The sequence below is a fragment of the Streptomyces sp. JK94 genome (genome assembly GCF_053613315.1).
On sequence record NZ_JBSICH010000051.1, the window covers coordinates 14,446 to 32,597 of the forward strand.

The 18,152-nt window shown below is 72.0% G+C and carries 13 protein-coding genes and 2 pseudogenes; 6 read left to right on the forward strand and 9 right to left on the reverse strand.

From position 1 onward, the window contains the following. Positions 1-75 precede the first annotated feature (75 nt). On the reverse strand, positions 76-585 hold the full coding sequence (locus ACVV2G_RS31740; protein WP_453846252.1) for a hypothetical protein: 510 nt from the start codon (positions 583-585) through the stop codon (positions 76-78). Positions 586-991: 406 nt separating this feature from the next. Here ACVV2G_RS31740 and ACVV2G_RS31745 point away from each other — a divergent pair, with 406 nt between their 5' ends. From ACVV2G_RS31745 to ACVV2G_RS31755, 3 genes are all read left to right on the forward strand, one after another. Continuing rightward, positions 992-4,414, forward strand: coding sequence for an ALF repeat-containing protein (locus ACVV2G_RS31745; RefSeq protein ID WP_453846253.1), 3,423 nt, complete (start codon positions 992-994; stop codon positions 4,412-4,414). Positions 4,415-4,522: 108 nt separating this feature from the next. After that, the gene (locus ACVV2G_RS31750) at positions 4,523-4,912 is read left to right on the forward strand and encodes a hypothetical protein (RefSeq protein ID WP_453846254.1); all 390 of its coding nucleotides are present in this window, start codon (positions 4,523-4,525) and stop codon (positions 4,910-4,912) included. Positions 4,913-4,964: 52 nt separating this feature from the next. Continuing rightward, entirely contained in the window at positions 4,965-5,261 is a 297-nt protein-coding gene (locus ACVV2G_RS31755) for a hypothetical protein (protein WP_453846255.1), read from the forward strand. 108 nt (positions 5,262-5,369) lie between these two features. On the opposite strand, the gene lysS is transcribed toward ACVV2G_RS31755, so the two are convergent. Then, entirely contained in the window at positions 5,370-7,112 is a 1,743-nt protein-coding gene (gene lysS / locus ACVV2G_RS31760; RefSeq protein WP_453846256.1) for a lysine--tRNA ligase, read from the reverse strand. A gap of 175 nt (positions 7,113-7,287) precedes the next feature. On the opposite strand from lysS, the gene argS reads away from it, so the two are divergent. Further along, complete coding sequence (gene argS / locus ACVV2G_RS31765; RefSeq protein WP_453846257.1) at positions 7,288-9,051, forward strand: arginine--tRNA ligase; 1,764 nt, start codon at positions 7,288-7,290, stop codon at positions 9,049-9,051. A gap of 651 nt (positions 9,052-9,702) precedes the next feature. On the opposite strand, the gene ACVV2G_RS31770 is transcribed toward argS, so the two are convergent. Further along, positions 9,703-10,389, reverse strand: coding sequence for a TetR/AcrR family transcriptional regulator (locus ACVV2G_RS31770; protein ID WP_453846258.1), 687 nt, complete (start codon positions 10,387-10,389; stop codon positions 9,703-9,705). A 112-nt stretch (positions 10,390-10,501) separates the two neighbouring features. Here ACVV2G_RS31770 and ACVV2G_RS31775 point away from each other — a divergent pair, with 112 nt between their 5' ends. Beyond that, the gene (locus ACVV2G_RS31775) at positions 10,502-11,635 is read left to right on the forward strand and encodes an FAD-dependent oxidoreductase (protein WP_453846259.1); all 1,134 of its coding nucleotides are present in this window, start codon (positions 10,502-10,504) and stop codon (positions 11,633-11,635) included. Between the two features lie 156 nt (positions 11,636-11,791). Here ACVV2G_RS31775 and ACVV2G_RS31780 read toward each other — a convergent pair whose 3' ends face one another. From ACVV2G_RS31780 to ACVV2G_RS31800, 5 genes and pseudogenes are all read right to left on the reverse strand, one after another. Further along, the gene (locus ACVV2G_RS31780; RefSeq protein ID WP_453846260.1) at positions 11,792-12,745 is read right to left on the reverse strand and encodes a hypothetical protein; all 954 of its coding nucleotides are present in this window, start codon (positions 12,743-12,745) and stop codon (positions 11,792-11,794) included. A gap of 147 nt (positions 12,746-12,892) precedes the next feature. Continuing rightward, a complete protein-coding gene (locus ACVV2G_RS31785) occupies positions 12,893-13,747 on the reverse strand; it encodes an arylamine N-acetyltransferase family protein (protein WP_453846261.1) in 855 nt (284 codons plus the stop codon). A gap of 319 nt (positions 13,748-14,066) precedes the next feature. After that, positions 14,067-14,222, reverse strand: a pseudogene (locus tag ACVV2G_RS31790) (PLP-dependent aminotransferase family protein); the annotation flags it as partial. Between the two features lie 76 nt (positions 14,223-14,298). Beyond that, positions 14,299-14,571, reverse strand: a pseudogene (locus tag ACVV2G_RS31795) (SAM-dependent methyltransferase); the annotation flags it as partial. Between the two features lie 8 nt (positions 14,572-14,579). Further along, positions 14,580-15,908, reverse strand: coding sequence for a helix-turn-helix domain-containing protein (locus ACVV2G_RS31800; RefSeq protein WP_453846262.1), 1,329 nt, complete (start codon positions 15,906-15,908; stop codon positions 14,580-14,582). A 210-nt stretch (positions 15,909-16,118) separates the two neighbouring features. Here ACVV2G_RS31800 and ACVV2G_RS31805 point away from each other — a divergent pair, with 210 nt between their 5' ends. Next, positions 16,119-16,847, forward strand: a complete 729-nt coding sequence (locus ACVV2G_RS31805) for a DUF4232 domain-containing protein (RefSeq protein ID WP_453846263.1) — start codon at positions 16,119-16,121, stop codon at positions 16,845-16,847. A 55-nt stretch (positions 16,848-16,902) separates the two neighbouring features. On the opposite strand, the gene hemB is transcribed toward ACVV2G_RS31805, so the two are convergent. Further along, complete coding sequence (gene hemB, locus ACVV2G_RS31810) at positions 16,903-17,895, reverse strand: porphobilinogen synthase (protein WP_453846264.1); 993 nt, start codon at positions 17,893-17,895, stop codon at positions 16,903-16,905. Positions 17,896-18,152: the final 257 nt, after the last annotated feature.

An 18,152-nucleotide genomic window follows, 5' to 3' on the forward strand; every position in this document is an offset into this window, starting at 1 on the left:
GTATCGGTTTCCTTGGAGCAGGGCGGCCGGGCGTGCGGATGGAGCCTTCGGCCGGGAGGGCGTCGGCGGCTCAGGTCACACGCTGGTGCGGATCTCGACCAGCACGTGGCTCCGGCCTTCCGGGTCGATGGACTCACCGACGGGCGTGAACGCGTCCTTCGGGACGGACACTTCCTGCACGTCCTCGTCCGGCGCCCGCAGCGTCAGGTCCGCGTTCAGTTCGGAGGCACCCTTCGCGCCGTACACGGACTCGATCTCCAGGCTGAGATAGCCCGAGGTGCCGGTGGTGCGGAAACAGACCATCGAGTTGGCGCGTGTGTAGATCTCCAGCAGACCGTCCTCGCTGCCGCACTCGGCGAGGACGATGTGGCCGTCCCCACGCTTGAGTACGATGCCCTGCTCGGCCTCGATCTTGTCGGCCTGGGGGTAGTTGAAGTCCTCGACCGCGTACCCGGGTCCGCTGTCCGCCACCGTGGTGGTGGGGGCCGGATCGGCGGCGGCGCTGCCGTAGGTGGAGGTCACGACGGCTGCCGCGCATGCCGCGCCGAGCGCACCGGTGGCGATGATCCGTTTGGCGACGTTCACACAAATCCCCTGTCTCGTCCATGAGTTGTGGTCACGCACCGGCCACCCGGACTGCAGCGCCGTGAAGTTGCCGGGCGGCGGCGCCGCCGAATTCAAACACGTGATCACCGAAAGGGACATCGGTTGATACCGGACATGTCAGCACGCTGGCCGGTTACCGTGCATGTGCAAATCCTCACGCCTGCACATGACGCTCAATCAGTGGTCAACGCCTCATCACTTGCGTACGGTCACGACCGCATGTCTGCAACACTCTTGATCGTTTCTGATGTCCGGAACCCCGACGTTCCCAGGCGGCCCAGGTGTTGCGGGTCATGCGCGAACCGACGACCAGCCACCGCAATCGACGGCCGTTCAACAGCTCGTGGGACGCCGCTGGTTGCCCACCGGACGGACTTTGACTCAGGTGAATACCACTTTCTGGAGCAGACGGCGCTTCCTGAGCACCGCGGCCGCGACCACGGCTGTCGCCGCGGTCCCTCTGGTCACGACCGCCCAGGCCTACGCCGCCACCACGATCGGTGACGTACCCGCACTCCCCTCCCTGCCGGACACCGCGCGAGGCAAGGCGGTCAGCGCCTGGAAGGCGGGCGGTCAGGCCGTGCGGAGGGCCGCCGCGACGGCACTTCTGGGCTCCCCGGCCGCGGCCGAGCAGTTCGTCACCACGGAGCTGTCCGCCGCCGTCGCCGAAGACAACCGCGTCGCCCTCTTCAAGGCCCTGTCCGCCTCCGGCAAGGGCGCCGCCCGCGACATCAGCGCCGCGCTGACCGCCGGGGACGACGCGATCGCCGCCTTCCTGGCCGGCGGCTACGAGGCGTCGCAGCTGGAGGACCTCCGCGTCCTCGCCTTCACCCTGATGAACCAGGGCGACACGAGCGTGCAGGCGGCCGCGAGCGACGCGCTCGCGGACGGCTCCAGCGACGCGCTGATGACGTTCATCACCGAGACCCAGTTCACCGCGCGGTTCGAGGACGAGCGGGCGGAGGTCTTCAAGATCCTCGCCACCGCCTCACCCGAGCTGAAGACGTACGCGCAGCGGGCCCTGGACGAGGGCACGGCGGCGGCCGTCCACTGGTTCCTGGAGACCGGCCAGCACATCGCGCGCGCCCGGGACCAGGAGACGGCCACCATCGACCAGCTCGTCGCCATCGTCGAACGCGAGGGCAAGCGGGCGCAGCTGACGACCGAGCAGGCGAAGGCCGAGTCGGAGAAGGCGAAGACGGCTGCCGCCAAGGCGAAGGAGGCGGCCCTGGAGGCCGCCGCCGAGGCGGACGAGGCCAAGGAGGACGTGGCCAAGGCCGGGCGCGCCGCGCACAAGGCGGCCGGCGCGGCGACGGGCGCCGCGAAGGCGGCGCGTACCGCCATCTCCGCCTCCAACGCGGCCCAGTCCGCGGCCCGCCGCGCCGCCTGGGCGGCGCACGCCGCCGCGGCCGCCGCAGCCACCGCCGCGCGCGCCGCCTCGTCCGCCTACCGGGCCGCCATCGCCGCGTCCAAGGACGCCACGAAGGCGAAGGCGGCGAAGGACGCCGCGGTCGGCGCCCGGAACGCCGCGAGCAAGGCCCGTACGGCCGCGAAGGCGGCGGATCACGCCGCGACGGCCGCCGCGCAGGCCTCCTCGGCCGGCTCCGCCGCCGCATCCGCGGCACGCAACGCCGCCGCCGCCGCGAACTCGGCCGCCACCGCCGCCACCGCCGCCGGAGCAGCCCAGTCCCAGGCCGCCGCCGCCCGGGCCGCCGCCGCCGAGGCGGACGCGCAGGCGGCACGGGCCACCAGGGCCGCCGGCGCCGCGCAGTCCCTGGCCGCCGTCGCGGCGAGAGCGGCGAGCACGGCGCGCGATGCCGCCAACTCGGCCGCCGATCACGCCGACAAGGCGGCCGACGCCGCGGAAGAGGCGGCGCAGTACGCGGGCGAGGCCATCGACCACGCCAACCGCTCCACCAAGTTCGCCGCACAGGCCAAGGAGGCGGCCGACGCGGCCGTGCAGGCCGTCAACGACGCCCACGAGGTGGAGCGGCAGGCCCGGGAGGCGGAGCAGGCGAAGATCGCCGAGCACACCGCGCAGGGGCGGGACGAGGCCCGCCGGCTCGCCGCCCTCGAGCAGCAGGACGTCGAGCACGCCCGCAACCAGCTCACCCAGAAGCAGGCGCAGGAGGCGGAGACCCGGGACCTCATCGCCGCCGCGGAACAGGCCCTCAAGGCCGGTGACGAGAACGCCGCCGTCACCGCCGGCCGCAAGGCCTGCCTCGCTCTGCTGACCTCGCACGGCACCTGGACCCGCGAAGCCGCCGAGTACGCCCTCGCCTCGGACGACCAGGCGATTCTGGCCTGGATCGACACCGACCGGGTCATCGCCCAGAACCAGGACGACCGGGAGACGGTCCTCTACCTCTCCCGCATCTCCACCGTGGCGGTGGCCGAGGCGGCGCAGCGGGCGCTGGAGTCCACCGACCCCGGCGCCCCGGCCGCCTTCCTCAACAGCGGCATGATCGAGGCGGCGAAGACGGACCACTCCGTCGCGATCTTCCGCATCCTCGGGAAGAACCCCGGCAAGGCGGTCAAGCAGGCCGCTACCGAGGCCCTCACCGACGGCAGCGCCAAGGCGCTCCACGAGTTCTTCGCGACCAAGTACGGGGAGGCGCAGAAGCAGGACGACAGCGTCGCCGTCTTCACGATTCTCTCCACCGCCGGGCCCTACACCAAGATGGCGGCCAATGTGGCGCTGGACGGGCCGCAGTGGATGGTGCGGGACTTCCTCAGCACCGTCCACCCCCGCATGGTGCAGCTCGACGCGGACGCGGCGGCCCACATCGCCGCCATCCGCGCCTCCCTCGCCCACGCCTCGAAGGTCGCGCAGGACGCGCAGACGGACGCCGCCGAGGCGTCCAAGGCGGCGGCGGAGGCGAGGAACGCCGCCGACGAGGCGGTCGAGTGGGCCGACGCGGCCAAGGAGTCCGCCTCCCAGGCCGCCGAGTACGCGCGGCAGGCGGACGCGCACGCGGACGACGCGGAACAGTCGGCGAAGGAGGCGGCGGCCTCCGCCGAGACGGCGAAGTCCGCGGCCCTGGCCGCCCGCTCCGCCGCCCGGCGCGCCAACTACTCCGCGAACCGGGCCACCGCGTCGGCGGCTTCGGCGGTGCAGTCCGCCAACGCCGCGCAGGCGTCCGCGACCGCCGCCCGGGCTTCGGCCGCCCAGGCCGGCAAGGACGCCGCGACGGCGGCGAAGGCGGCCTCGGAAGCACGTTCGATCGCCGCCGAGAAGCGGAGGGCCGAGCAGGCCGCCGCGGCCCGGCAGGCGGCGGAGGAGGCCCGCAGGAACGAGCAGGAGGGCGTCGACCCCTCCGACACCTCCGAGAGCGACGAGGTGGAGAAGCCGGGCACCTTCCTCGGAGGCACCAAGGACGACTGGCGGGACATCGCGAACATCCTGTCCGCCGTCTCCACCGTCACGGGCGGCGTCGCCGCCGCCTCCCTGCTGATCCCGCCACCCCTGGGCGAGGCCATCGGGGCCGTCGCGGGCGGGGTCTCCCTCCTGACGGGCGGCGCCGCCGCGATCATCACCGGATTCACGGACGGCTGGACGTCCTCCGCCTTCCTCTCCTCCGCCGCGGGTGTGGCCGTCTCCGTCCTCACCGGTGGTATCCCGTTCACGAAGTTCGGCGGGGTGTCCGGAGTCATCAAGTGGGGCGCCGACGGCGTGCGCTCCGCCTCCGTCGTCGCCGCCCGCCTCGAGCAGGAAGTGATATCGCCGGCCATCGGCGTATTCACCACCAAGTGGGACGACGCCACGGACACGGTCAGCGACGCCTGGCACTCCCTTACTCCGTGGTAATGGTCGAATGATATAATCCGGGACGGAATGCGGACAGCTTGAGAAGGTAACTCACGAAGACCATTCGAGCAGCCGCACGACGCGTTCCGTCCCGGAAGGACCACGCCTTTGTTCCTGTCCGTTCCCACGTACGCCTGGGTCGCCGTCGCCGCCGCCGTCACACCGCTTCACATAGCCCTGATGCGCTGGGCGATGCCCACGCCGAAGGGGAAGAAGAGCGTCTCCTTCATCCCCCTCGTACTCGGCCCGGTCATGCTTCTGTACGCACTGGCGAGAAGCTACTCGCTTTCCGTCACCCTGTACTTCTACGCGGCCGTTCTGCTGATGTTCCTCGTCATGATCGTCCCGGTGAAGAAATGGGTGTCCGCCGATATCCTGGAACAGGAACGGAATCCGGACAAACAGGTGAAGCTGCACACTCCTTCGCTCATCTGGATCACTTTTTCCATGTTCTGCATGGTCGGCGTCGTGGTGGGCGTATGGTTCTCGAACACATGACTCGAAAACGAAAAGGGGCCCCACTGAAGGGGCCCCGTGAAGGAAGTTCCTGGTGCTGGCACTGACCGGACTCGCCGTCGTGCTGCTCGCCGCGGCCGGTTCCCTCTACCTCCCGCTGAAGCGCCCGCCCCGGCCGGACTGGCTCACGGTCGGTGACGCCGTACTCCCGGTCCTCGTCATGGCGAAACTGGGAGCCGGGACGTACGACACCGGGCAGATCGTGCTCCAGGGCGTCCTGTGGGGCGTGGTCTCGGTGGCCGTCAGCCACACCGTCCGGGTGAGGTTCACCCCGCGAGTCGTCGCCCGAAGCCGCGCGAAGCGGGAAGCCCGGGCGAAGCAGGCGCCGTAGGACCACGCCGCAGGGCCACGCCGTAGGACGCACCAGGCACCCCCGCGGGGCGCCACGCGACGGGGCGCCCGGCCGAAGCCGGGCGCCCCGTCGCCGTGTCGTCCGGTCCTACGCGCCGAGCAGGGACCGCACCCGCTCCTGCCCCACCGCCAGCAGCAGCGTGGGCAGCCGCGGGCCGGTGTCGCGGCCGACGAGCAGGTGGTAGAGCAGCGCGAAGAACGACCGCTGGGCGGTCTTGATCTCCGGCGGCAGCTCCTTGGGCGTGGCGTCGGCGGCGAAACCGGCCTGGACCTTGGGCACGCCGTAGACGAGGTGGGTGAGCCCGTCCAGGGACCAGTGGTCGGCGAGTCCGTCGAGCAGCAGCCGCAGCGAGGCCCGGCCCCGCTCGTCCAGCGACTTCAGCAGCTCGGCGTCGGGCTCCTCGCGCACGATGGTCCGCTGGTCGGCGGGGACGTGCGTGTTGATCCACGCCTCGGCCTTGTCGTACCGGGGCCGGGCCTCCGCCAGCGTCTCCAACGGGTTGGCCGGGTCGAGCTCGCTGAGGATGCGCAGCGCCTGGTCCTCGTGCCCGGCGGTGACGTCGGCCACGGACGCGAGCGTGCGGTACGGCAGCGGCCGGGGCGTCCTCGGCAGCTCACCGGCGGCCGTGCGCACGGCGCGCGAGTGGGCGGCGGCGTCGGCGGGCAGGGCGGTGCCGTCGGCGACCTTGGCGTCGAGGCGGTCCCACTCGTCGTACAGCCGCTGGATCTCCTGGTCGAAGGCGATCTTGAAGGACTGGTTGGGCCGGCGGCGGGCGTACAGCCAGCGCAGCAGCTGCGGCTCCATGATTTCCAGCGCGTCGGCCGGGGTGGGCACCCCGCCCTTGGACGAGGACATCTTCGCCATGCCGCTGATGCCCACGAACGCGTACATCGGCCCGATCGGCTGCTCGCCGCCGAAGATGCCGACGATCTGCCCGCCGACCTGGAAGGAGGAGCCCGGCGAGGAGTGGTCGACCCCGCTGGGCTCGAAGACCACGCCCTCGTACGCCCAGCGCATCGGCCAGTCGACCTTCCAGACCAGCTTGCCGCGGTTGAACTCGCCGAGCCGGACGGTCTCGGAGAAGCCGCACGCGGTGCAGGCGTACGTCAGCTCGGTGGAGTCGTCGTCGTAGGCGGTGACCGTCGTCAGGTCCTTGGCGCAGTTGCCGCAGTACGGCTTGTACGGGAAGTACCCGGCGGAGCCGGAGCTGCCGTCGTCCTCGGCCGCGGCGCCGGAGCCCTCGGCGGCCTCCAGCTCGGCCTCGTCGAGGGGCTTCTGCGACTTCCTGCCGGCGGACTTCGGCCTGGTCCGGTACTGGGCGAGGATCGCGTCGATGTCCCGCCGGTGCCTCATGGCGTGCAGGATCTGCTCGCGGTAGACACCGGAGGTGTACTGCTCGGTCTGGCTGATCCCGTCGAACTCCACGCCCATCTCGGCGAGCGCGGCGACCATCGCGGCCCTGAAGTGCTCGGCCCAGTTCGGGTACGCGGAGCCCTTCGGGGCGGGGACGGAGGTGAGGGGCTTGCCGATGTGCTCGGCCCACGACTCGTCCACCCCGGCGATCCCGTCCGGCACCTTGCGGTAACGGTCGTAGTCGTCCCAGGAGATCAGGTGCCGGACCTCGTGGCCCCGCCGGCGCACCTCGTCGGCGACCAGGTGCGGGGTCATGACCTCGCGCAGGTTGCCCAGGTGGATGGGGCCGGACGGGGACAGCCCGGACGCGACGACGACGGGTTTGCCCGGGGCACGACGCTCCGACTCGGCGATGACCTCGTCCGCGAAACGGGAGACCCAGTCGGTGGTCTCTGCGCTCTGAGCCACGATCGGCACGTCCTCTTCCCTGAGACTTCTGCTGAACAGCCGGTACGGTCGCACGGCTGACCGCTCCATTCTCCCAGCCCGGCCCGCATCCGCGAAAACCGCTTTTCACCGCGTGGGATACTCGGTTCCCGTAGCTACAGACAGCCCCACTCCCGGAACCCCGAGCAGAACGGCGAACCACTCCATGGCCTCGGTCACGTCCCTCAGCGACTCCGTCCAGCAGCACCTCGCGTCCGCCCTGACGGCCACCCGGCCGGAGGCCGCCGGCGCGGACCCGCTGCTGCGACGAAGCGACCGGGCGGACTACCAGGCCAACGGCATCCTCGCGCTGGCCAAGAAGGCCAAGGCGAACCCGCGGGAGCTGGCGACCGAGGTCGTCTCACACCTCGCCACCGGCGACCTGATCAAGGACGTCGAGGTGTCCGGGCCCGGCTTCCTCAACATCACGATCGGCGACCGCGCCATCATCGGGAACCTCGCCGCCCGGTACGCGGACGACACCGGCCGCCTCGGCGTCCCGCACGCCGAGCGGCCGGGCACGACGGTGATCGACTACGCCCAGCCGAACGTGGCGAAGGAGATGCACGTCGGCCACCTGCGCTCCGCCGTGATCGGCGACTCCGTCGTCCAGCTCCTGGAGTTCACCGGCGAGACGGTCGTACGGCGCCACCACATCGGCGACTGGGGCACCCAGTTCGGCATGCTCATCCAGTACCTGGACGAGCACCCGCACGAGCTGGACCACAAGGACGCCCAGGTCTCCGGCGAGGAGGCGATGTCCAACCTCGACCGCCTCTACAAGGCCGCGCGCAGGCTCTTCGACTCCGACGAGGAGTTCAAGACGCGTGCCCGGCGCCGGGTGGTCGACCTCCAGGCCGGGGACCCGAAGACGCTCGCCGCGTGGCAGAAGTTCGTCGACGAGTCGAAGATCTACTTCTTCTCCGTCTTCGAGAAGCTGGACATGGAGGTCCGCGACCCCGACATCGTCGGCGAGTCCGGCTACAACGACATGCTGGCCGAGACCTGCCGCATGCTCGAGGAGTCGGGCGTCGCCGTCCGCTCCGAGGGCGCGCTGTGCGTCTTCTTCGAGGACATCAAGGGCCCGGACGGCCGGCAGGTCCCGCTGATCGTGCAGAAGTCGGACGGCGGCTACGGCTACGCGGCCACCGACCTGTCCGCGATCCGCGACCGCGTCTTCGGCCTGAAGGCGGACACCCTGCTGTACGTGGTGGACGCCCGCCAGTCCCTGCACTTCAGGATGGTCTTCGAGACCGCCCGCCGGGCCGGCTGGCTGAACGACGACGTGTCGGCGGTCCAGCTGGCCTTCGGCACGGTCCTCGGCAAGGACGGCAAGCCGTTCAAGACCCGTGAGGGCGAGACGGTCCGCCTGGTCGACCTCCTCGACGAGGCGATCGACCGCGCGTCCGCCGTGGTCCGGGAGAAGGCGCAGGACCTCTCCGAGGAGGAGATCGCCGAGCGGGGCACCCAGGTGGGCATCGGCGCGGTGAAGTACGCGGACCTGTCGACGTCGGCGAACCGGGACTACAAGTTCGACCTGGACCAGATGGTCTCGCTCAACGGCGACACGTCCGTCTACCTCCAGTACGCCTACGCCCGGATCCGGTCGATCCTGCGCAAGGCCGGCGACGCCCGCCCCGCGGCCCACCCGGAGCTGGAACTGACGGCGGCGGAGCGCTCCCTCGGCCTGCACCTCGACGCGTTCGCGGAGACGGTGACGGAGGCCGCGAGGGAGTACGCCCCGCACAAGCTGACGGCCTACCTGTACCAGGTGGCGTCCCTGTACACGTCCTTCTACGACAAGTGCCCCGTCCTGAAGGCCGGGACCCCGGAGCAGCGGGCGAACCGCCTGTTCCTGTGCGACATCACGGCCCGCACCCTGCACCAGGGCATGGCCCTGCTGGGCATCCGCACGCCCGAGCGGCTCTGAGCGGGCGGGACGGGGGCCGCGCATCCGGAACCGGTCTCGGGGAACATCGGTCCAGCGGGTGCCGGTGAGAACGATCATGGTTCCGGTGGCACGAGTGTGCTGCCCCGGTTCTCGTACTCGCGCCGGGCTTCGCGTGGTGCCGGGACGGCGGGGACGGCCGTACGGATCGCGCCGCGGCTGACGCCGTGCTCGCGGGCGAGGGCGGCGATGGAGCGGCCTTCCAGGTACGCGGTGCGTACGGGGTCCGGTCGGCCGCCGTGTCGGGGCGGCGTCCCCCTTTGCTGCCTTTGGCCTCAGCGGCGCGCAGTCCGTCGTAGGTCGGCTCGCGCTGGAGGTCGCGCTGGAGTCCGCCGGCGGCGGCAAGGGTCTGCGCCGTGCCCAGGTTCGCCGCCGAGGGGCCCTTCCGTGTGGAGGATCGGCCCCTCTCCGTCGTCGAACCCGTCAGCAGTCAGCATCGGACCTGATGGGATTCGGGCCGCCGTGAACCCCCGGATTGCACGGGTTCACTGGACGCACGGGCGACAGGGGGCAGCGACCGGGTGAGGAAGTGAGAGGGGTATCCGCAGAAGGCCGGCCGGGTCGGCATCGCGCTGCGGCGTACGGATTGCACCAGCAGGGCGGCGCCGCGGGGACAGTGGGTGCCGGGGGCTTCTAGCGCAGGGCTGAAATGCCGGTGAGGAAGATGTCCACCCCTGCGAGGAACTGCTCGCGATCGTCGTGTTCGCCCAGCTGAGTCGCCGCCGCGTGCACGAACGGGTACCGGCCCGGGTCGATATGCGTCCATTGCGTGGCGGCGTTCCTTAGGAAGGTCTCTCGGTCCGTGTCGCCGCCCGCGCGGAGCCGTGCGTTCGCGGCGTTCTGCGCGGCGACACCGAGGACGTAGTTCACGAGCGTGCCGGCCGCGTCGAAGCGCGCTTTCTCCGGAACGCCAAGGGCGTCCAGCAGGCGGCCGACGCTCTCGTAGAAGTCCAGCAGTGCGGGCCGCCACGGCTGGCGGGAGAATTCCGTCCCCACCCAGGGATGAGCGTCGATCGCGTCGAACAGACCGAGGGCGAGGGCGCGCAGATCCGCGCGCGGATCCGCGTCGGCGACTGCTCCGGACATCACGCCGGTGATGACCTCGTCAGCGGCCGTCGCGAGCAGATCACTCTTGTCCGCGACATGGTGGTAGATCGCCCCGTAGCCGGTGCTCAGGCGCACGGTGAGTGCGCGCAGCGTCAGCGCCTTCTCGCCGCCGCCGTCCAGCATCTCGATCGCGGTCTGGATGATCAGCTCTCTCGACAGACTGTCCGTCCGCCGCGGAGCCCGGGCGGATCCCTTCGCCGTTCTCTTCGCCATGACCCCACCATCGCACGAATGGAACGCCGATCCAACTTCGTGCTAGCGTGATTGGAGTGACGATCCAAAGAGGCATCACGGCAACCCCCGCAAGGGGGCTGGGGAGGACACCATGACGACACCTGTCACCATCATCGGAGCAGGTTTGGGCGGCCTGACGTTGGCCCGTGTACTGCACGTGCACGGCATCCCGGCCACGGTCTACGAGGCGGAGCCCGCGCCGGACGCCCGCCGCCAGGGCGGCCTGCTCGACCTGCACCCCCACAGCGGGCAGGCCGCACTGGAAGCGGCCGGACTGATCGGGGAGTTCCACAAGCTGGTCCTCCCCGGCCGCGAGGCGTACCGGGTCATGGACCAGGCGGGGAACGTGCTGCTCGACCTGTCCGACGACGGAACCGGCGAACGCCCGGAGGTTCCGCGCGGCGCACTGCGGCAGACGCTGCTCGGCTCCCTGCCCGCCGGAACCGTCCACTGGGGCCGCAAGGTCACCGCCGTGCGGCCCCTCGGCGGCGGTCGCCACCAGATCGACTTCGCCGACGGCACCACCGTGGTCGCGGACCTGCTCGTCGGCGCCGACGGAGCCTGGTCGCGCGTACGACCGGTGCTCTCGAAAGCCACTCCGGAGTACTTCGGCGTCTGCAGCGTGGAGACGTTCCTCTTCGACGCGGAAACCCTCCACCCCGCCTCCGCGAAGGCGGTCGGAGCCGGCTCGCTGTTCGCGCTCGCACCGGGCAGGGGACTGCTGGCCCACCGTGAAGGCGGCGGAACCCTGCACACCTACGCGCAGCTGAAGAAGGCCCGGGACTGGTTCACAGACATCGACGCCACCGATGCCGCAGCCCTCACCGCACGGGTGGCGAAGGAGTTCGACGGGTGGGCTCCCGCACTCACCGCCCTGATCACCGGCAGCGTCACCCCGCCGGCCCTGCGCCCCATCTTCACACTGCCGGCCGGGCACCGCTGGGACCGCGTGCCGGGGGTGACCCTGCTCGGCGATGCCGCCCACCTCCGGGCACCGAACGGCGAAGGCGCCAACCTGGCCATGCTGGACGGCGCCGGACTCGGCCGGGCCCTCGCCGCGCACCCCGGCGATGCGGATACCGCGCTCGCCGCGCACGAACAAGCCATGTTCGCCCGCGCCGCCGCTGCGGAAGCGGACGACGACGGCTTCTACACGACCATGATCGACGACCACGCGCCCCACAGCCTGCTCGCCCTGATGACCGGCGCCGAACCAAACGCGTGATCCGCAGTCGCGCGTACAGCACCAGACGGCGCGACGCAGCGCCCCGCACGGTGCTTCGAAGCGTGGGTCATCGGCACCGGCTCAGTCCTCGCGGCCATCGTCGTCCTCGTCCGGCTCCGGCGTTCCGGCACCGGTCAGGCGCAGCAGCCGCAGCGGTCAGGCGTAGTAGCGGATCGTCCCGCGCAGCGCGGCCTCGGCGCCCTCGCAGTGCTGGACGAACGTCGCCGCGAACGCCTCCACGGCACCGGCCTCGTCGCGGGCCAGTGCGGTGACCGTCAGCGTGCCGGTGACCGTGTTGCAGCCGCGCCCGTTGCCGGACACGCTGAACCCGGCCACGCCCTCGGAGTCGGTCCGCCCGATCGGATAGGTGCGGCCGGCCTCGAACGCGGTGCCGGTGGGCGGCGTCATCAGCGCGGAGAAGTACTCGCGCCCGCCCTCGACGTCGTACTGGAGCCCCCTGCCGCCCGACCAGGGCCGCAGGCCGAAGAGGCTTTTCGCCCCGGTGTGGGTGCCGCTCGCACCCTGGGCCACCCAGTCGTCGGGGTCGGACGAGTAGGAGTAGGACAGCGGGAAGGCGTGGTACTTGACCGTGCCCTTCAGGGCCGGTGCCGTGGCGCTCCCGCAGCGCTGCACATACGTGGCGTCGAGGACGGTGACCGCTCCCGAGGCGTCGGTCTCGATCTGGTTGACGGAGAACCTGCCGTAGACGTCGTTACAGCCACGGCCCGCACCGCTGACGTCCAGGCCCGGCGCGCGGCCCGTGCGGAAGGCCGCCCTCTCCGCGTCGCGGTAGACGCCGGGGCGGAGCGTGTCCCCCTTGGGCGCGGCGAGTTCGACCTCCCACCAGGTGTCCTCGGCCAGCAGCCGGAACCGGACCTGCTGCGCGGTCCCGGTCACGCCGATGGTGGCCGTGGCCGGAGTGAACGCGACGCTGCCGCCCTGTCCGACGTAGTCGCCGGCCTCGCTGGTGTGGCGGTACGCGGTCCGGGCGACCGGTGTGCCGTCGGCCGCCTGCGCGGGTGCGGTCAGGCCCACCGTCAGGCCGGCCGTCGCGGTCAGGCCCGCCAGCACACCGGCCGCCTTGCGTCGCCACCCTGTGCGGATACGCACGGATGTCTCCCCCTCCATGAGACGGGCGCTCCCCTCGGAGCGCCCGGACAAGTTCTGCACGACCAGCAGTTGCTATCCCCCCCACACGTCGCACAAACCACCGGAAGCACACAGTCCGCAACGCCTACCGGCCGGCTCGGGCGACGCTCACCCCTCGGACAGCCGCAGCCCTTCCGGTGCCGCGATGCCGAACTCCTCCGCCAGCACCCGGCGCACCTGCGCGTCGTCCCCCGGCTTGCGCGCGGTGACCGTCCCGTCGTCCCGGGTCTCGGTGAGGACGCGGCCGTCGAGCAGCAGATGACGGTCCGGCAGCAGCCGCTGCACGTAGGGCCGCCGGGAGAACGGGGAACGCGGGTTCGTGGCGACGTGCCAGTTGGCGACCTCGTAGTCGGACGCCTCGAACGGCTCCGGCGTGAAGGCGTACTGGGCCTCCCAGCCGCCGTCCGCTCCCTGCCGGCCCGCCTCCAGCACCCATGTCTCCAGCGGCCCCCGCCGCGGCGCGTGCACCAGCCGGTGCCGGCGTCGTCCCCCGTCGTGGAACTCCGCGCCCACCGTCAGCGGCACCGGCTCCAGCAGGCAGGTGACGGCCCCGAAGCCGACGTCGGCCAGGTACGGCCGCGGGTCACCGGGGACCTCGGCCAGGAGCACCATGTGGGTGCGCGGACGGTCCTCGAAGCGTTCCGCGCCGACGACGACCCGCGCGGCCAGCCGGGTCACCCGGAGGCCCAGCGCCTCCAGGGCCGCCGCGAACAGCGTGTTGTGCTCGAAGCAGTACCCGCCGCGGCGGCGGCCGTGGACCAGCTTGGCCATCAGGTCGGCGAGGCCGAGGGAGGGGGCCGTGCCGCCGACGGCGTCGAGGTTCTCGAACGGAATGGCCCCCGCGTGGGCGAGGTGCACACCGCGGAGCGTGGCCGCGTCGGGCCGCCGCTCCCCCTCCCAGCCGATCCGGTCGAGGTACGCGTCGAGGTCGAAGGGCGTCGTCGTGCGCGCGGTCGCAGGCATGGCCTCACGCTACGTGCGCACGCGCGCCCTCTGCCTCGGCTCTTCGTCCTAGGACCGGTCCCAGGACGTCCGCCGCGCCACCCCGGTCCTTCCACCCCCGGCTCGTCCCCCTACGACCGGCCCCGCGCCCCGCGCCACACGTCCCGCACCCCCATCGCCGACCCCGCGCCCCGCGCCGCCACCCTCGGCCGTACCCCCTCCGCGCCCCGGCTCACCACCCCGCGACCGGCCCTACGCCCCGCGCAGCGCCCGGCCCAGTCGCCGCAGCCCCTGCGCGATCTCGTCCGGCGTCTGGGTCACGAAGCAGAGCCGCAGCGTGCTCCGGGGCCGGCAGCCCGCCCGCGAAGTTGATCACCTCGGGGCGGGCGGTGACGGCGAGGATGTCCCGTACGGGCGAACCGCCGACCGACCGGGTCCGCGCGGCGAGCGGCGGCGGACAGGCGGAGGGTGCGGGCGCGTTCTCGGTCGCGGTCATGCCCGCACCCTAGGAAAGTACGTGCCGCCTACAGGCGACTTTCCGCGATCCGGACACCCGTGCGACCGCCGGGCGGTCAGCCCTTGGCGGCGAGCCCCCCGTACACGTTGATGTCGGCGTCCGTGACGTCGTTGATGTCCTTGTACCGGACCTTCTCGATGTCGTCGAGGTCGTCGAGACCCGCGAGGTAGGCCTCCTCGGGCTGCTCGGACACCTGCGCCGCGTGGCCCGGGCGCCAGTGGTGCACCGGTACGACACCCGGCTCGGCCAGCTCCAGCCCGGTCTCCGTGAAGAAGCGCTCGGCGTCCTTGTGGGAGCGCAGCACGAAGGTGAAGCCCCGCTCGTACCCGGCCCGCCTCAGTCGCCCTCGACCCGCTCCCAGCCGTCACCGCCGAGGGGGTAGGCGTAGTAGGAGCTGTCCCGGGATGCGCTGGTGCGGAACGGTTTGCCGTGGTCGTCGACGCGCATGGTGCCCTGCCGGGCGCCGCTGGACCACTCCAGCTCCAGGTACCAGCTGACGTCGTGGCCGCTGGTGTGCGCGTTGACCTTGAAGACCTCCGGGTCGGACTCGCTGACGCTGTAGGGGAAGTCGCGCTGTCCGGAGACCGGCGTCACCAGGGGGTTGGCCAGGTCGAGGGAGACGTCGAAGGACTCGGTGTTCACCTGGCCGCCGCAGCCGTTGCCCATCACGTACTGCTTCCAGTCCAGCGCCGGCTCGCTGCTCACGACGCGGACGTGCAGGTCCTTCAGGACCACCGTCTCCGCACCGGTGCCCTGCACGGTGAGGACGGCCGTCTGCCGGTTCGCGGAGACCGCGCCGAGGGGGGTGGCCCAGCCGACCGCGTCCTGCTGGGCGGGCGGCTCCGGCACGTTCTGCGGGCTGCGGTCGATCAGGAAGGCGTGCTCGCAGGGCACGTCCCAGTGGTACGGGGTGGTCGACACGGTGAGCACGGGACCGTCGGCGGGTGCGCGACGACTCGGCGTGGCCGTGCCCGGGTGCGACGCGGACGCGGACGCGGAGGGTGGCCCGGACGCGGACGAGGACGCGGACCCGGACGGCGACGAGGAGGCGCTCGCGCCCGGGGACGCCGACCCGGTGGTCGCGGTCCCGGACACCGGCGCGGAGGTCCCCGCCGCCGCCCCGGCCGGACCGTGCCGCCCGCCGTCGTCGGTGCCCGACACGAGGTTCGCCACGAGCGCCACGGCGGCACTGACGGCGACGACGCCGGTCGCGGCGTAGAGCGCCGCGCGCGGGACCCGGCGACGGGACGGACCGGGTTCGGCGGGTGTGGGCGGTGCGGTCGGGGCACCGGGGGCGTGCGGCGTGGGCGGTGCGGGCGGTGCGTTCTCCGCCGCGACGGAGACGGCGGCCTCCTCCTGCTTCTCCCCCGGCGTCTCCTCCCCCTCCCCCTCGGTCTCCTTCTCCTCGGTCTCCTTCTTCTTCACGCCGCGCAGCGCGTCCGCGCGGATCCAGCGGCGGTGGAGTTCGAGCAGTTCCTCGGGGGTCGCCCGGCATACGCGCGCGAGGCGTTCGACGGGGGCGAACTCCGTGGGCACGACCTCCCCGCCGACGTATCGGTGGAGGGTCGACGCACTCATGTGCAGCCGCTTGCCCAGTGCCCCGTAGCTGAGCCCGGACCGCTCCTTCAGCTCCCGCAGCAGTACCGCGAAGTCGTCCCCCGCCACCCGTTTCCCCCTCTTCCCGTATCCCCGTACAGCGTCCCAGCGGGACACTGTTCCTGCAGGTCAGAGCCACTCCCGGCGTCCCAGTGTCCCGCATGCCCCGGCACCACTGGCGACCGGGACGGCCCCGGACCCAAGCTGTGGTCATCCAAGCAGCCGCTCCCGGCGAACGGTCGAGCGGCTCACCTCGACTCCACCCGAAGGGGATCTCTCATGTCCGCACGCACCACCCGCCGCACCCGCCTGTTCGCCGCCACCACGGTCGCGCTGGCCGCATTCGCCCTGACGGCTTGCGAGGGCGACGGTTCGGACACGGGCGCCCCGGCCGGGTCCTCCTCCGTCCCGGCCGGCGAACAGGCCAACCCCTCCACCGACGGCGGCGACGCCACGCGCTCGGACTCGTCGGGCTCGGACCCGTCGGACTCCGGCGTGTCGGACTCCGGCTCGTCGGACTCCGGCTCGTCGGACTCCGGCTCGTCGGACTCCGGCTCGAACACCGGCGCGTCGGGCTCCGGCGGCCAGGACGACGGGGACATGCCCGGAAAGTGCTCCGCCTCCGACGTGAAGATCACCGCGACGAAGGTGTCCCGCCCCCTCAACCACCTCCTGCTGACCGCCACCAACTCCGGCTCGAAGACCTGCATGCTCCCGCCGTACCCGGCGGCGCGCTTCGGTGAGGCCCAGTCCGTGCCGCCGGTCGCGGAGGCGACCAAGCCGCAGTCGCTGACCGGCGTCGAGCCCGGCAAGTCCGGCTACGCCGGCGTCGTGCTGTCGTCCGGCGACGGCAGCGGCGAGAACGGCTACGAGACGAACACCCTCACGATCCCCTTCGAGGACGGCTCCATCGCCACGGTCGCCCTGCCGTCCGGCGGCGTGTACGTCGACACCGCGCTGACGGTCACCTACTGGCAGACCAGCATGGACGCTGCCCTCGGCTACTGAAGGAATGCCCACACGCCACGCACCCCCTGCACGAAGCACCGGGCGAGGCCGTCGCTCAGCGCAGCGTGCGAGCGACCTCGGTGGCCCAGTAGGTCAGGATGTTGCGCGCGCCGGCCCGCTTGATGCCGGTGAGCGCCTCCAGGATGGCCCGGTCGCGGTCGATCCAGCCCTTCTCGGCGGCGGCCTCGATCATCGAGTACTCGCCGGAGATCTGGTAGGCGGCGACGGGCACGTCCGCGGCCTCGGCGACCTTGGACAGGATGTCGAGGTAGGGGCCGGCCGGCTTGACCATCACCATGTCGGCGCCCTCCTCCAGGTCGAGGGCCAGCTCCCGCATCGCGTCCCGCACGTTGGCGGCGTCCTGCTGGTAGGTCTTCCGGTCCCCCTTGAGCGAGGACCCGACGGCCTCCCGGAAGGGCCCGTAGAAGGCGGACGCGTACTTGACGGTGTAGGCGAGGATCGCGACGTCCTCGCGCCCGATCTGATCGAGGGCGTCGCGGACGACCCCGACCTGACCGTCCATCATCCCGCTGGGCCCGACCACATGGGCGCCCGCGTCGGCCTGCACCTGCGCCATCTCGGCGTACCGCTCAAGGGTGGCGTCGTTGTCGACCCGCCCCTGGGCGTCCAGCACCCCGCAGTGCCCGTGGTCGGTGAACTCGTCGAGGCACAGGTCGGACATGACGAGCAGTTCGTCCCCGACCTCGGCCCGCACGTCCCGCAGCGCGACCTGCAGAATCCCGTCCGGGTCGGTCCCCGCCGTCCCGGCCGCGTCCTTCTTGCCGTCCTCCGGCACCCCGAAGAGCATGATCCCGGAGACCCCCGCCTCGACCGCCTCCGCGGCGGCCTTCTTCAGCGTGTCCCGGGTGTGCTGCACGACCCCGGGCATCGCCGCGATCGGCACCGGCTCACTCACGCCCTCGCGGACGAAGGCGGGAAGGATGAGGTCGGCGGGGTGCAACCGGGTCTCGGCGACCATCCGACGCATGACGGGAGTGCTCCGCAGCCGCCGGGGCCGGGTGCCGGGAAAGGATCCGTACGTCGACATACCTCCTACGCTACGCCCGCCCCGCCCGTGCCTTTGCCGACGGGGAGTCGGCCCGGACGACACCGGGACGACGCCCGACCTCCACCGGACTTCGGTTTCCACGGTCGAGGCCACGGACCACTCGCACAGCGACGCCGAACTGATCCGCCGGCCCGACACGCACCCGTCCCCCGGCTGTCAACGGAGTCCCCCGCAGGCCCGGTGTCCACGCGGACGTGGGACGAACCCCATGCCCAGGGGGGGGGCACATCCTCAGG

Coding starts and splice junctions, on each gene's coding strand:
- argS (WP_453846257.1), top strand. CDS start 7,288: ATGGCCTCGGTCACGTCCCTCAGCGACTCCGTCCAGCAGCACCTCGCG.
- ACVV2G_RS31770 (WP_453846258.1), bottom strand. CDS start 10,389: ATGGCGAAGAGAACGGCGAAGGGATCCGCCCGGGCTCCGCGGCGGACG.
- ACVV2G_RS31775 (WP_453846259.1), top strand. CDS start 10,502: ATGACGACACCTGTCACCATCATCGGAGCAGGTTTGGGCGGCCTGACG.
- ACVV2G_RS31785 (WP_453846261.1), bottom strand. CDS start 13,747: ATGCCTGCGACCGCGCGCACGACGACGCCCTTCGACCTCGACGCGTAC.
- ACVV2G_RS31805 (WP_453846263.1), top strand. CDS start 16,119: ATGTCCGCACGCACCACCCGCCGCACCCGCCTGTTCGCCGCCACCACG.
- hemB (WP_453846264.1), bottom strand. CDS start 17,895: ATGTCGACGTACGGATCCTTTCCCGGCACCCGGCCCCGGCGGCTGCGG.